The organism is Wolbachia endosymbiont of Tetranychus urticae, assembly GCF_046529255.1.
GTDB lineage: Bacteria > Pseudomonadota > Alphaproteobacteria > Rickettsiales > Anaplasmataceae > Wolbachia.
This window is the reverse complement of sequence record NZ_CP114181.1, coordinates 1,255,222-1,269,120: the sequence shown is the minus strand read 5'-3', so window position 1 is coordinate 1,269,120 and position 13,899 is coordinate 1,255,222. Positions and strand designations below refer to the sequence as shown.

The window sequence follows — 13,899 nt, the reverse complement described above, 5'->3', positions numbered from 1 at the left end:
GTATATTAATAGTCAGCGGTAGCTCAAAATGTACAACATATTTGGTTACTTCAAAAGCAACAATAGTTCTAACGCACAAAATAGCAGATTAAATGGAGAAGGTTATCAATACACCACAAGAGATTATATGACAATTTACTTTAATAACACATTAGCAAGTTTCAGTAGATCATTGATAGAATTTAAAGAAAAAGCATATGGTTTTATATATGATATTGGAGCTTGGTTGAAAGCAACATATGAAAATTTCACTGAACGAGCTGAAATTCATAACTTCTATGTTCCAGAAAAACTTCCTATTAAAGCTGAGGAAATAAAGATGAAGGAACTGAATCGTAAGCCTAAGCCATTTCAAACTCCACCTATTCATCAAACAAGCAGAAGTTTTGATGCCAATATCTCAAATCAAGTTGTTGTTACTCACCATACACTTGAAGCTACCCCAACAAGATAGATCTACGCTTAAATATCTAGTACTTGAATGAGTTGAATGTTATGTTCAATAAGACCTTTACAATATTTGGATCATAGGTTTAACTTTATAAAGTTATAATCTATAGAGCTTCAATGAACGATTATCTCTCACTGTTAAATCCAGAACAGCAATTAGCTGTAACTAACATAAATGGGCCAGTTTTGATACTGGCAGGAGCAGGAACCGGAAAAACAAGAACGATTACTTCAAGAATAGCACACATAATTAGAAACGGTCACGCTTATTCTGATGAGATATTAGCAGTTACATTTACAAATAAAGCAGCAAATGAGATGGTATCAAGGGCACTTGAGCTAACGGGCACAAACATACCATGGCTTGGCACTTTCCATGCAATTGCAGCAAAAATTTTGCGCATGCACGCAGAAATTGTGGGCTTAAACCCCAATTTTACAATCATTGGTGTGGATGACCAATTACAGGTAATAAAAAATATTATCAATGAAATAAATCCTGATTACCTATCAGAAAAATATAAGACCATTATGAATATTATTCAGCAATGGAAAGAGAAGTGCTTATTGCCGTCTGAAGTGGAAGATGTTCAATCATTTAGGCCAGTTTACGTAACTGCACTTAAAGTCTATTACCAGTATCAGGAAAGGTTAAAATTCCTTAACTCTGTTGATTTTGGTGACTTATTGTTATATAACATACAACTTTTTAATAAAAAGACCGAGGTTCTGTCCTACTACCAAAACAAGTTTAAGTATGTCATGGTAGATGAGTATCAAGATACAAATGCAATACAATATCTTTGGCTAAAATACCTTGCAAAAGAGCATTCAAATATTTGCTGTGTAGGAGATGATGACCAGTCGATATACAGTTGGCGTGGTGCAGAAGTTGAAAATATTTTGAAATTTTCCGATGATTTTAAAAATGCAAAAACCGTTAAACTGGAGTGTAACTACAGGTCAACATCCCACATAATTGCAACTGCATCATATGTGATCAATCACAATAAGACTCGCTTAGAAAAAAAATTGTGGACAACAAACATTGAAGGCGAAAAGGTAAATCTAATCAAATTGTGGGACGGAAAGGCTGAAGCAAGGTTCATAAGCGAACAGATATTAAAACTCAATAAATACAGATTTAGTGATATTGCAGTGCTCGTCAGGGCTACTTTTCAAACTAGAGTTCTCGAAGAGTATTTTATAAAATATTCAATTCCCTATAAGATTATAAGTGGCGTAAAATTCTACGAACGTCAAGAAGTAAGGGATATAATTGCATATTTGAGGCTTGTTACAAATAATAATGATGATCTCGCTTTTGAAAGGATCGTAAATCGTCCAAAAAGAAGCATAGGAGCTACAACTCTAAAGAAAATATACACGACTGCTCAGGATAACAAAATTTCTTTTTTTGAGGCAGCAAAAATATTGGTTAATAGTGATCAAGTAACCGAAAGAATTAAACTCTCACTAAATGATTTTTTAAATAAAGTTAAAGCTTGGGAAGAAATAGTAAGCGTAAAACCACTGCATGAATTTGTTAAAATCGTAGCAAATCAATCAGGATATATGGAAATGCTTGAGAATGAAGGAGTGACGGGTTTAGCGCGAATAGAAAATGTTAAAGAGCTCATTTCATCTTTGAAGAATTTTGACAGCACTATAACCTTCTTGGAGCATATTAGTTTGGTGATGGAAGTGGATAATATGAATAGCGATGACACTGTATATGTTATGACTCTTCATGCGGCTAAAGGGCTTGAATTCCCGTGCGTGTTTTTACCTGGTTGGGAAGAAGGATTATTTCCTCATCAAAGATCTTTTGAAGATAAAAGTGGTAAAGCTTTGGAGGAAGAGAGAAGACTTGCATATGTTGGCATAACTAGAGCAAAAGAAAGGTTGATCATTTCATGTGCAGATAGGAGGGAAATTAATAATCAGTGGCAACCAATGAGCACTTCTCGATTTATTAAAGAATTGCCAAGAGAAAATGTTGAGGTGATCAAGAATAGTGCCTACTGTTGAAGCTATAACTGCAGCTCTTACGACAAACACATCTGAATTACTTCAATTATATATTTCTCCTGGCAAAAATTCTCTGATGGTCTTAAATAAAATTTTCAGTGAATGATTATCAGACATGTTGTGTTCTGCTAATTTTATTAAGTGTACTTCAACGTCTGTTGACTTAATTTTTTCAGCTAAATTCAATGAAGTTTGATAAGGAACATCTTTATCATTAATGCTATGCAATAAGCGCACAGGACAGTTTATATCTATTGCTTCTCTGTTTAAAAGAAGGTTCTTTCTACCGTCTTCGATCAGATTTTTAGTTATTTTGTATGCACAATGCTCCGAAGTAAAATCTATTACACCTTTAGAACCTAGTTCTTCTTTTTGCTTGCCTGACAATTGCTTGAATATCAAATCTTCAGTAAAATCAGGAGCAGACGATATGCCGATTAATGCTGCAGTTTTTTCTGGAAATTGAAGAGCAGTGAGCAGCATCAGCCATCCTCCCATACTTGAACCTATAATTATTTGTTTATTGCTAGTTAATTCACTTATCACTTTAGCACAATTTTTTTGCCAATCACTTATTGTATAATCAGCAAAATCACCGCTTGAATTACCATGGCCAAAATAATCAAAGAGCACAAGTGCTATATCATTTTCTTGGCAAAATTTGTAAACGGCAGTTGCTTTAGTTCCATCCATATTGGATGCAAAACCACTAAAAAAAACTATAGAAGCCTTCTTTCCTTGTAGCTTTCGATATGCTATATGGCCATTACTTCCATCGAGTAATTTACAATAATTCATACTACTTTGGCAAGGCAACCGGACTATCGCTCATCGAACGCAAATAGCTGACTAGATCTGCAATCTCTTGTGGATTGGAAATGCCTGCAAATGCCATACGTGTACCTTTTATGTAGGCTTTTGGATTTTTTAAAAAAGCAAATAACTCCTCATACTCCCATTTCCCACCTTTTTCAAGTAGTGCTTTTGAGTAATTGAATGAGCTGCCAAGATGGGCCTTTTTATTTCCAACCACGTTCCATAAGTTTGGCCCCACTTTATTCATTCCACCTTTCTCAAAACTATGACAAGCTATACATTTTTTTGCTGCTGACTTGCCTTTTTCAAAGCTAGCATTCTGCATGAGCTCTCCAATATCAAGTGCCACTTGTTCAATCTTTTGTTGAGGCTCATTGCTGGCTGCTACTATTGTTTGGTGTTCAATTTTATAATCCTCTGGGTTGTAGAGCATATCAACTACATTACTAACTATCATAATTATTAATCCAGAAAGTAAAATCGATGCTGCAATCTTATTAAGCTCCATAGTTAATTCTTATCAAGTAATGTTACTTAAATTATGCAAATATTTTCGCAAACAGTAAACAATTACCTTTATTTCACCAAAGATAGAAATTTCTATTACTTAGCTAAGTTAGGAGACTGCAATTCTATTTCTATCGGAGTAACTTGTGGTTCAATTACATAATGATCTGGAATAACATATTAAAATAGATTTCCTGCAAACTTGTCTGCAATGATTGAAACTGGAACTACTTCTATAATGTTCGTTTGCTTGACCTAAGATTCAGGAGCATTTAAACTGAATTTTATAAAGTACTAGAAATGATAGGAAATCTAAGAGGAATAGTTGATGAGGTGTGTAGCGATCACATAATCCTGAATGTGAATGATGTTGGCTACATAGTATATCTTTCAGCCAAAACTTTAAGTGCTTGTTCGATTGGAAGTAGAGTAAAATTACTTATCGACACTTATGCAAATAGCAGAGAAAACGTTACTCAGCTATATGGCTTTATAAGTAAAGAAGAACAGCAGTGTCTGCGTTTATTAGTTAAAGTGAGCGGTGTCAGCTATAAAACCGCAATGTCAATTTTGAGCAAATTAACTCCAGAGCAACTGTTTTTGGCAATTATAAATGAGGATAAACTAGCACTTAAGGTGAGTGGACTTGGCCTGAAACTCATAAATCGAATTATTACTGAGCTGAATGGCAAAGTAAGTAAATTAGAGATAAATAACAATCATTTTCACTCAATTAGTGAAGATGCTCTTTCAGCTTTGATCAATCTTGGATATGAAAGAACAAAAGCTTATGATACAATAAAAAAAATAGAAGATGAATCACCAAACTTGGACACTAAAGATATTATTCGTATGGCGCTTAAAACAATATGAAGTCAATATCATGTAGTAAGGAATACTCTGAAGATGTACGTAATTTAAATATCCGGCCTGAGCAACTTGATGATTTTGTCGGGCAAAAAGACTTAATACAAAATTTAAAAGTGTTTATAAATGCTGCACAGACGAGAGCTGAAGCTTTGGATCACGTATTGCTCTATGGTCCTCCAGGGCTTGGTAAAACAACTTTAGCACAAATTGTCTCTAAGGAATTAAGGGTTAGCTTTCGTGCAACTTCTGGTCCATTGCTTAGTAAAGCTGGGGACTTAGCTGCAGTGCTCACTACTTTAAATGCAAAAGATGTTCTATTTATCGATGAGATCCATAGATTAAATCGTAGCATTGAGGAAGTTTTATATACTGCTATGGAAGATTTTTGCCTAGATATACTAGTAGGTGAGGGCCCATCTACCAGAACTTTAAGAATAGATTTACCACCATTTACACTGATTGGGGCAACAACACGGCTTGGACTGCTTTCTGCACCGCTGAGGGATCGTTTTGGTATTCCCCTGCATCTTGAGTTTTATTCTTTTGAGGAACTGGTTGATATTATAAAAAGAGGTGCAAGAGTTCTTTGTGCTGAAATCGAAAAGGATGCTGTGCAGGAAATTGCCTGCCGCGCCCGTGGTACTCCAAGAATTGCTTTGAGATTACTCAGAAGAATAAGAGATTTTGTTGAAATAAAAGATGATAAAAAAATTACCTGTGAAATTGCCGGTTCTGCACTATCAAAATTGGGTATAGATAAAATGGGACTAAATAAATTAGATATGGATTATCTGAGATTTTTGTTTAACACCTCAGGACCTGTTGGAATTGACACCATATCTATTGCACTATCTGAAGATGTTGGCAATATTGAGGAAACAGTAGAACCTTATTTAATTAAAATCAGCTTCGTAAAACGCACACCAAGAGGACGTGTTTTAACTGATCAAGCAAAGGAATATCTCAGTATTAATTCAGTGGCATGCTAGTATTATACTATATTTTATCACATTGTATAGTATTACACTAAACATTATAATATTCCCTTATTATATGATTTGCAGGTGTTTTAGAGGCAAATAAGAAAGTCTTCTGTTATAGTGAATATGTTCTTGAAAAATTACGTAATATATGCTAGTTTGTATATAGTATGAATGTAAAAATATCAATAATTTATTGATATTTTTTAAGATTAATACTTATTAAATACTTCATATTGTAAGATTGAGTTATTGTATTTTATATACTTAAGATAAAATGGTAAAAAGCTTTCTAAACAATTATAGAAACAGTAATTCAATTAATGGAGAAAAAGCAATGAAAAATTTTTTAATCAATAACAACGAAGAGGACGGTAGCTCAATCTTCATTAATCGAGTCAGGGAGCAAGATCTCTCTGCAGAGCAGAAGCTCAATGAATTAAAAGGATTCATGGAGGAGCTTGCTAGGAAAGCTGAGCTCAAGAGAATAGAGCTTGAGCGTCAGGCTGCGAGTTGCATTGATGAAACAATATCTCAAGTAGAGCTAAAGATACAAGATAATGAGGATTACTTTACTGATAATAATCAAGGGGTATTCGTAAATTTCTTTGAATCCCTCTTTAATCTTTTTGAAGTAAATGTAGATCCGAAAGTCTACAAAATGCTCAAGGAGAAGAAAGAGAAAAATCTGCTTCTTTCGATAGTTAAGTTTTTGCGTGATAAGCTTAAGGCATTAGTTAAAAAGATCTTCAAAAAAGATTTAGAGTTAAGTTGGGATAAAAGGCTAGACAAAGAGATAAAAGAATTGCAGGAGAAATTACTCAGTGGTGGGTTATCTCCGGAAGAGGAAATAGCAATACTCGAACGTTTGCAAGCGTTGCAAAATTTAAAATTGAAGCTTCAAACTTTTCTCGTGGGCTCAGTCATTGCAATGTTTGCAGAAATTTTTGCAGTTGATTTAGCAGCAGTAGTAGAGCAAGATATAACTGAGGAAAAAAGAGACAAAAAAGCAGAAAAAACAGAATCAAAAGAAGTTCGTCAAGAAATAGAAACAAAAGTGAATGAAATCACACCAATTTCCCTATTTAATTTTTCATCTCAAGTTCCAATGCCAATTGTTCTAGACAAGCAAGAACGTGCTATTTTACCAAAGCCTATAGAAAAATTAGTAGACACTCTACCTAAACCTGTTATAAGTCACAAAAATAGTGAAGTACAAAAACTGGAAAAAATGAATAAAGAAAAGAAAGAAGAGAAAACTGAAAAACCAAAGCTAGCTGTCTGTCCACCTGCTCCAGAGCAAAAGGAACACAGGAGAGTTAGAAGAAACAACACATCGAAGAATGCTAATGGGATGAGGCTTAAAAGAAAAGAATCTTCTAATGGTAGTAAGCAAAAGTCTAATGCTTCTATGGAACTGCCAGGAGGATTAACTGATGGTGTAAGAGTTGAAAACCACGCTTCTTCAGTCAAAGAGAGAGGTGTGTAAAGGTTCTCTCTCTCTTTTTTTCATTCCAGACTGGTTTTTTATCTGGATTCCATCATCAAGTGCTGGAATGACATGGCGGAATATCATCTAATACCAATTCCCGCTATACAAGCAACGAATAGAAAATAATGGAAAAAAGCCATACTGAAGTAAGTAAAATAGCGAGGTTTAGATGGCATTAAGATCAAAATTATTGGATGAAAAAGTGGTGAAATCAGCAAAAGAGATGCTGAAGAGAGTAAGAAATAATGCGTATGTTGCAAAAAAACTAAATGCTGTAATTGCAGCAAAAAAGCACAGTATAACAGCTGTAGCAAAAATATGTTGCATTTCGAGAAAGGCAATTACTACATGGATAAAGCACATAAAATTTGGAAGAGAAGAAAAATTATTTGCTCCACCTCAACGCCGTAGAAAAACTATATTGAACCAAAGTCAACTTGAACGAATTGAGTTGTGGATAGAGGAAAACCCCAATATTACTATTAGAGAAATGAGAATAAGAATCCAAGAAAGATTTGGTTTGAATATCAGAAAATCCGCAATACATCGTAATATGCAAAGAATGAAATTCTCATATATCACACCAAGACCAGTTCATAGTGGACAAGATAAAAACAAGCAAGAGGAGTTTAAAAAAAAACTCAATGAAACTATTGTCATGCATTCTGAAAAAGAGCTATTTTTCTTCGATGAATCACGGTTTGGTACACATTCGAAAGTTGGACATGGGTGGTTTAAAAAAGGCAGTAGGACACAGGTTAAGGTAAAATTAGGTAGGGAAAATTTTTATCTCTATAGTGCAGTTAATCCCAGAAATGGAGAGAATTTTAGCTTATTTGCACCAAACGTCAACACTGATTGTATAAATATATTCCTTGAACAGATGTCGCAATATTTAGGAATACGAAAGGCTTTTCTCTTGATGGATTGCGCTAGTTGGCATAAGTCAAAAAATTTAAAGGCACCTAAAAATATCGAAATTATATACCTACCACCATACTCACCTGAACTCAATCCTGTTGAGAGGTTTTGGTTATATATAAAACAGAACATTTTACGCAATAAAATCTACGATACAATTGTTCTGCTTGAATGCGCTTTGTGTAAATTTATTACCTCTCTTTCCCCTTCCAACGCTAATTCTGGATTAAAAAGAGAATAGAAAAGTCAGGAGAGTAGGGTAAACTCAACAAATAGAAAAAATAGATGAGGTTACCCATGGAAGATATAACAAAACTGTTTTGTCTGGTCGATGATTTTTGCAGAGATATAGAGAAAAATTTTGCAGATAAACTACTGCCAAACGGTAAAAAACCCACAAGAGTGCCAAAAATTACACATTCGGAAATTATCACAATAATCCTCCTGTATCAGCAATCTCCCTGTGAAAATTTTAAGGCTTTCTACCTGCATTACCTAACATCGCTCTACAAATCAGAGTTTTCGAAGTTGCCTTCATACACTAGGTTTGTTGCTCTAAAGCCCAGGGTTTTGTGGCATTTAGCCATGCTATTACAGTGCCTTTGCGGATGGTCAGAACTTACTGGAATCTCATACATAGATACAACTCCTATTGCAGTTTGCCATGCAAAAAGAATATCAAGAAATAAGGTTTTTGCTGGAATTGCAAAATTAAGCAAGAGTACATATGGCTGGTTTTTCGGCTTTAAACTACATTTGATAATTAACGAGAAAGGTGAAATTCAAGCTTTTACGCTTACAAGAGGTAATGTTGACGATAGAGAGCCTGTAGCAAACCTAACTAAGAAATTAACCGGTCTTTTGTTTGGTGATAAAGGCTATATTAAAAAAGAGCTTTTCCAAGAGTTGTTTAACCGCGGTTTGAAACTTGTTACCAAGGTGAAAAAGGGGATGAAAAACGCATTAATTTCACTACATGAAAAGATTTTGCTGAGAAAAAGGTCGATCATTGAGACGATTTTTGGCTACCTCAAAAATAGACTTGAAATTGAACATACTCGCCATAGATCTCCCGTTAATTTCTTGGTTCACATCTTTTCTACTCTCATTTCCTATTCCTTGAAATCCAAAAAGCCTTCCATTTCCTATACTTTCTTCCTTCCTTAATCCAGAATTAGCGTTTCCACGGTTAAACAACTCTGCTATGCTTCTTATTTGGTTCATTAATAATGAGAATTGGTATAAGCAATATACAAAAGCTACAAAATGATAATATATCAACAGTGGTCATTAATCATGAAAGAGACACCTTAATACCATATCCTGCACAATTAGCAAAAGGACTAGAAGATAATCAATCGTTAAATAGAAATTTGACCAAAATCGTTAATTTGAAAAGCTTTGAATATGACCCGCACAACGGAGTTTTATCTGGTTGGGAATTGGATGAAAATTTAGCTGATCTAATACTTAATAAAACAATGAATAGATAGTATTTACAAAAAACTGTATATTTTTTGGTAAATCGACTATGTTAAACATATGCAAAAACGTAATATAACTATTTGTTGTGTAATACTTTTTATAATAGGGGCATTATTTTTGATGCGTCCTATGATTGTTCCGTGTCTAATATCCGTTTTTGTTGCACATTTGTTTAACCCTCTAGTAACCAAGTTTGAAAAATACAGAATACCGCGTTCATGTTCTGTAGTTTTTATAACACTTGCCTTATTGATAGCTTTTATATTAGTTATTACATTTGTTTTACCTATTATATATTTTCAAATTACTTTAATATTAAATTTCTTAGTAAATAAGATACCTTCATTAAAGCTTAAAGTGATTCCTTCTGTGCTAGAATTTCTTAATATAAAAACTGAAGATGGTTTATTTGATCATTTGTCTAAAAATCTAGTAGAAAATTACAGTGATTATATATCTTATTTTATAAATGCTCTTAGCATGGGCAGTAATCTTATAATTCAAGTGCTAAATTCAAGCTTTAATTTGATTTACATGGTATCATTAATAGCTATTACGCTTGTGGTGTTTTTTTATGTATTACGTGATTGGCCTGCAATTGTAGAAAAGGCTAATAAACTAATTCCCATTCTTTACAGAGAAAAAGCTGCAGGTTATTGTTCCAAAGTAGATTTCATTATATCTAATTACCTAAGGGGACAGTTAAACGTATGTATAATCATGGTGATCTTTTACTCCGTGGGCCTTAGCATGATTGGGCTGAAGCATTCTGTAGCTATTGGAATTTTATCAGGAATATTAACATTTATACCCTATATAGGGCCATTATTATACACTATTATCGGATTTTTGAGCGCCATTACTCAATTTAGTGGATGGTTTGAAAGTGCTGCTGTCTTGCTATTATTTAGTGTTGGTCAATTAATAGATTCAAGCATATTAGTGCCTTTATTAATAGGAAAAAAAGTTCATATACATCCAACTATCATTATTTTAGGAGTTGTCATATGCACCTCATATTTTGGGTTTATGGGTATATTATTTTTTATTCCAATAATAGCAATGTTCAGTGTATTAGTAGAATATGCAGTCAATAAATATTTTGAAAGTGAGCTTTATAAAAATGGCTAATTAGTTCACGATAAAAAAAGGATCTCTGATACATTTGAGAGATGCAAGTAAATTTTTATGCAAAAATTATTATCAAAAAGTAGTAATGTAAGAGGCTTTACGTGCAATTAAATTTATTTAACAATAATCAAGTTGATTATTGTTGGCAAAATTATATCACCTTAGATGAAAATAAGCACGTATATAACTCAATAGTTAATGATTCATCTTGGAAATGCCTGATTCTTTTTGGACCTAACAGCTCTGGGAAAACTCACCTTGCTCATATCTGGCAATCAAAAAACGATGCTATTTTCATTGATGTAAATAATTTTGTAAGCGAAATGAGGTACAGCGATGCGTTTATTTTAGAAGATGTACAAAACATTAAAGATGAGGAAATGTTGTTACATTGTTATAATTACATGAAAGAAAATGATAAGAGACTGCTAATTACTTCTTCGATTTTACCGAAAAAGCTTAACTTCAAACTAAAAGATTTAAGCTCGCGAATATTATCAACTATCAGCGTAAAAATTTTACCTGCAAGCGAAGAATTATTAAGAATTATGCTAATAAAACAATTTTCAGATAAACAGTTAAAAATTGATCTAAAGGTAATTGATTATATTCTAGCAAGAATAGAACGTTCTTTCCACAGCATTAATAAAGTTATAGAAAAAATAGATAATGAATCTATAGGATCAAATGTAACCATTCCTTTTATTAACACTTTATTAAAAAAAAGTGCCAATTGATTCCTTTTTTTGTAAAGTATTTATTACATATATTAAAAATTTATTAATACCCATACAATAATGAAGTTGAAATCACTATTTCTTTATGTTAAAATTATAATAAATACTATGATATAATAAAAATAAACAGACATAGCTAAGGGAAATTTTATACGATAGTAAAACTTACTTTACAGGATGTTTTTTATAGACTCAATGTGATAATTGAAATATGGTAAAAATAAGATCAAATTTAAAAAAAAGGTTAAAACAAAGGTTTGTAGTACTTACTTTATTGATAAATGCTTTGTTTATCTCATATTTTCTTATAAAAAACACAAAAAATACTTTCAATCAAATTATAGTCAAAGAAATAAATATAGGAGCTGATAATGAAAAATAAACAACCACAAAATAAAAAAGAGAATCTTTACATCACGTATTACATAGATGCTTTGGTTTCCGAAAAATCCTCTACACAAAATACTTTGGAAAGTTATCGTTCAGATTTACACCAACTTGAAAAATTCTTACTAGAAGGAGGCACTACCTTAGTTGGTGCAAGTAAAGCTAATATTAAAGATTATGTAAACTTTTTACGTACACAAAAGAAATATAAAACTAGCTCTATATCAAGAAAAATATCTGCTATCAAAAATTTCTATAAGTGCCTATTTAATGATGGAATAATAGATTTTAATCCAGCACCGGCTAATGATAATGAATTAAGAAATCCAAAGGTTTCCCGTCCTTTGCCTAAGTATTTAAGTGTTCAAGAAATATTTTTGCTCATAGAAACAGTAAAAAAATCAGCAAGCGGATCGAATAAAGAGATAAGCAGTAAAAGGCTATGTGCAATTTTAGATATTCTTTACTCTTCCGGGATGCGTGTTTCTGAACTAATTAATATGAAGTTATGTGAAGTATTACATTTAGTAAACGGTAATGGTAAAGAAGGCTATATAATAATAAAGGGAAAAAGTAGCAGAGAAAGGCAAATCCTTTTTAATGAGCAAGCATTGCAAAGTCTTAAAAATTATTTATCAATTCGTGACAATCTACTTCCTAACAACAAAAAATCTGATTGGCTATTCCCAGGTGATAAACCTAATAAACCCATTACAAGGCAAAGAGTTGGTCAATTAATAAAGGAATTAGCAAGAAAGTGCGATATTGATGAAAATAAAATCTCTCCACATGTGATTAGGCATTCTCTTGCTACCCATCTACTGAATAGCGGAGCAAATATTGTGCTGATACAAAAAATTCTTGGCCATACTAATCTTTCTACAACACAAATATATACTCATATTGCTAACGAAAAGTTAAAGGACAAATTAGCTGATTCTCATCCTATTACTCAGATGATCAATAATTAAACTTATTGCTTTTAGTTTTGTAGTAAAGTTAAATTCAAATAAGTTTACGTGTGTTTGTGATTGCAAGTTTATTATTTAATTTACTCCTTATATTATGGGAAGTATTCTATACTTTAATTACTCTCCCTGTAATTTTCTTTCCTGAGTGTGTAATAACCATTTTCCTTGTTTGCTCGGTGAGAGTTGTATTATTCATGTTGCGTTTATTATGTGGCATTAAATATGAAGTGAGGGGAATGGAAAACATTCCTAAGCAACCTTTTATAATTGCATCTAAACACCAATCTCCATTTGAAACATTTATTTTTATACTACTCTTTAGAAAAGCAGTTTTTATTTTAAAACGTGAATTGAAATGGATTCCATTCATTGGTTTACATCTTATAGCGCTGAAAATGATTTTTATTAACCGTTCAGATGGTATCAGTTCTATACGCCATATAATTAAACTAGCAAAAATGCATATAAAAGAAAATAGAAGCATAATAATATTTCCTGAAGGCACAAGAACGACTATAAACCAAAATATAAAATATCAATCGGGTATTGCTGCTTTATATAGCGTATTATCTGTTCCTGTGTTACCGGTTGCTTTAAACACTGGTTTGTTTTGGCCAAAAAGCATACTTTCTCTGAGAAAGAATCCCGGAAAGGCAGTAATAGAAATATTGCCCCCAATATATCCTGGGTTAAACAAAAATGAATTCTTGCAAAGTCTAGAAAAAATTATTGAAGAGAGAAGCAGTAGATTAACCATAGAAAAAACTGATATTGCAAATTAACAAAAAAACTTTATAATTAAAAAAAAGTACAGTATTTTAGGTATTAACATATGGCAAATCATAAGAGTGCTAAAAAAATGGTAAAGGTAATAGCAAAGCGCACTTTGATGAATAAGATGCGGAAAAGTAAAACTCGCACCGCTATTAGAAAATTGGTTGATATAATCAAGTCTGGCGACAAAGAAAATGTTGTTCTGGCATTTCGTAATGCTGAATCTAATTTACACAAGTGTGTGAATAAAGGTGTTATTCATAGGAATACTGCTGCACGTAAAATAAGTCGCTTAAATGCAAAAGTAAAAGCATTGATGACCGCTTAATACGGTTAATGTAAAGTTA

The 13,899-nt window shown here is 32.6% G+C and carries 15 protein-coding genes; 13 read left to right on the top strand and 2 right to left on the bottom strand.

Translation table 11 applies throughout. The features are described from left to right. Positions 1 to 28: 28 nt before the first annotated feature. Positions 29 to 454, top strand: coding sequence for a hypothetical protein (locus O1Q06_RS06675; RefSeq protein WP_052265004.1), 426 nt, complete (start codon positions 29 to 31; stop codon positions 452 to 454). Positions 455 to 567: 113 nt separating this feature from the next. After that, positions 568 to 2,481, top strand: coding sequence for an ATP-dependent helicase (locus O1Q06_RS06670; RefSeq protein ID WP_410542478.1), 1,914 nt, complete (start codon positions 568 to 570; stop codon positions 2,479 to 2,481). Positions 2,482 to 2,523: 42 nt separating this feature from the next. Here the strand turns inward: O1Q06_RS06670 and O1Q06_RS06665 are convergent, their stop codons facing one another. Both O1Q06_RS06665 and O1Q06_RS06660 read right to left on the bottom strand, forming a co-directional pair. Beyond that, the gene (locus O1Q06_RS06665; RefSeq protein WP_410543169.1) at positions 2,524 to 3,279 is read right to left on the bottom strand and encodes an alpha/beta hydrolase; all 756 of its coding nucleotides are present in this window, start codon (positions 3,277 to 3,279) and stop codon (positions 2,524 to 2,526) included. Position 3,280: 1 nt separating this feature from the next. Then, positions 3,281 to 3,805 (bottom strand): c-type cytochrome, encoded by a 525-nt coding sequence (locus tag O1Q06_RS06660; protein WP_007302376.1) that lies wholly within the window; start codon positions 3,803 to 3,805, stop codon positions 3,281 to 3,283. Between the two features lie 299 nt (positions 3,806 to 4,104). On the opposite strand from O1Q06_RS06660, the gene ruvA reads away from it, so the two are divergent. The 11 genes from ruvA (at position 4,105) to rpsT (ending at position 13,880) form a co-directional block, all read left to right on the top strand. Beyond that, positions 4,105 to 4,677, top strand: a complete 573-nt coding sequence (gene ruvA, locus O1Q06_RS06655) for a Holliday junction branch migration protein RuvA (protein WP_007302375.1) — start codon at positions 4,105 to 4,107, stop codon at positions 4,675 to 4,677. Then, the gene (gene ruvB, locus O1Q06_RS06650) at positions 4,674 to 5,663 is read left to right on the top strand and encodes a Holliday junction branch migration DNA helicase RuvB (protein WP_410542477.1); all 990 of its coding nucleotides are present in this window, start codon (positions 4,674 to 4,676) and stop codon (positions 5,661 to 5,663) included. The genes ruvA and ruvB overlap by 4 nt, the downstream gene beginning before the upstream one ends. 268 nt (positions 5,664 to 5,931) lie before the next feature. Next, entirely contained in the window at positions 5,932 to 7,143 is a 1,212-nt protein-coding gene (locus O1Q06_RS06645) for a hypothetical protein (RefSeq protein WP_410542476.1), read from the top strand. A gap of 172 nt (positions 7,144 to 7,315) precedes the next feature. Then, positions 7,316 to 8,308 (top strand): IS630 family transposase, encoded by a 993-nt coding sequence (locus O1Q06_RS06640; RefSeq protein ID WP_410542475.1) that lies wholly within the window; start codon positions 7,316 to 7,318, stop codon positions 8,306 to 8,308. A 56-nt stretch (positions 8,309 to 8,364) separates the two neighbouring features. Further along, a complete protein-coding gene (locus O1Q06_RS06635; RefSeq protein WP_410542474.1) occupies positions 8,365 to 9,234 on the top strand; it encodes an IS982 family transposase in 870 nt (289 codons plus the stop codon). Between the two features lie 62 nt (positions 9,235 to 9,296). Beyond that, positions 9,297 to 9,560: a hypothetical protein gene (locus O1Q06_RS06630; protein WP_410542473.1), complete on the top strand. Its 264-nt coding sequence runs from the start codon at positions 9,297 to 9,299 to the stop codon at positions 9,558 to 9,560. 49 nt (positions 9,561 to 9,609) lie between these two features. Further along, positions 9,610 to 10,683: an AI-2E family transporter gene (locus O1Q06_RS06625; RefSeq protein ID WP_410542472.1), complete on the top strand. Its 1,074-nt coding sequence runs from the start codon at positions 9,610 to 9,612 to the stop codon at positions 10,681 to 10,683. Between the two features lie 101 nt (positions 10,684 to 10,784). Next, entirely contained in the window at positions 10,785 to 11,420 is a 636-nt protein-coding gene (locus O1Q06_RS06620; protein WP_410542471.1) for a DnaA ATPase domain-containing protein, read from the top strand. A gap of 371 nt (positions 11,421 to 11,791) precedes the next feature. Continuing rightward, positions 11,792 to 12,778: a site-specific tyrosine recombinase gene (locus O1Q06_RS06615; RefSeq protein WP_410542470.1), complete on the top strand. Its 987-nt coding sequence runs from the start codon at positions 11,792 to 11,794 to the stop codon at positions 12,776 to 12,778. Positions 12,779 to 12,834: 56 nt separating this feature from the next. After that, positions 12,835 to 13,560, top strand: coding sequence for a lysophospholipid acyltransferase family protein (locus O1Q06_RS06610; protein ID WP_410542469.1), 726 nt, complete (start codon positions 12,835 to 12,837; stop codon positions 13,558 to 13,560). 50 nt (positions 13,561 to 13,610) lie between these two features. Beyond that, positions 13,611 to 13,880: a 30S ribosomal protein S20 gene (gene rpsT / locus O1Q06_RS06605; RefSeq protein WP_410542468.1), complete on the top strand. Its 270-nt coding sequence runs from the start codon at positions 13,611 to 13,613 to the stop codon at positions 13,878 to 13,880. Positions 13,881 to 13,899 lie beyond the last annotated feature (19 nt).

Coding starts and splice junctions, on each gene's coding strand:
- O1Q06_RS06615 (WP_410542470.1), top strand. CDS start 11,792: ATGAAAAATAAACAACCACAAAATAAAAAAGAGAATCTTTACATCACG.
- O1Q06_RS06635 (WP_410542474.1), top strand. CDS start 8,365: ATGGAAGATATAACAAAACTGTTTTGTCTGGTCGATGATTTTTGCAGA.
- ruvB (WP_410542477.1), top strand. CDS start 4,674: ATGAAGTCAATATCATGTAGTAAGGAATACTCTGAAGATGTACGTAAT.
- O1Q06_RS06640 (WP_410542475.1), top strand. CDS start 7,316: ATGGCATTAAGATCAAAATTATTGGATGAAAAAGTGGTGAAATCAGCA.
- O1Q06_RS06675 (WP_052265004.1), top strand. CDS start 29: ATGTACAACATATTTGGTTACTTCAAAAGCAACAATAGTTCTAACGCA.
- ruvA (WP_007302375.1), top strand. CDS start 4,105: ATGATAGGAAATCTAAGAGGAATAGTTGATGAGGTGTGTAGCGATCAC.
- O1Q06_RS06630 (WP_410542473.1), top strand. CDS start 9,297: ATGAGAATTGGTATAAGCAATATACAAAAGCTACAAAATGATAATATA.
- O1Q06_RS06670 (WP_410542478.1), top strand. CDS start 568: ATGAACGATTATCTCTCACTGTTAAATCCAGAACAGCAATTAGCTGTA.
- O1Q06_RS06625 (WP_410542472.1), top strand. CDS start 9,610: ATGCAAAAACGTAATATAACTATTTGTTGTGTAATACTTTTTATAATA.
- O1Q06_RS06665 (WP_410543169.1), bottom strand. CDS start 3,279: ATGAATTATTGTAAATTACTCGATGGAAGTAATGGCCATATAGCATAT.
- rpsT (WP_410542468.1), top strand. CDS start 13,611: ATGGCAAATCATAAGAGTGCTAAAAAAATGGTAAAGGTAATAGCAAAG.
- O1Q06_RS06660 (WP_007302376.1), bottom strand. CDS start 3,805: ATGGAGCTTAATAAGATTGCAGCATCGATTTTACTTTCTGGATTAATA.
- O1Q06_RS06645 (WP_410542476.1), top strand. CDS start 5,932: ATGGTAAAAAGCTTTCTAAACAATTATAGAAACAGTAATTCAATTAAT.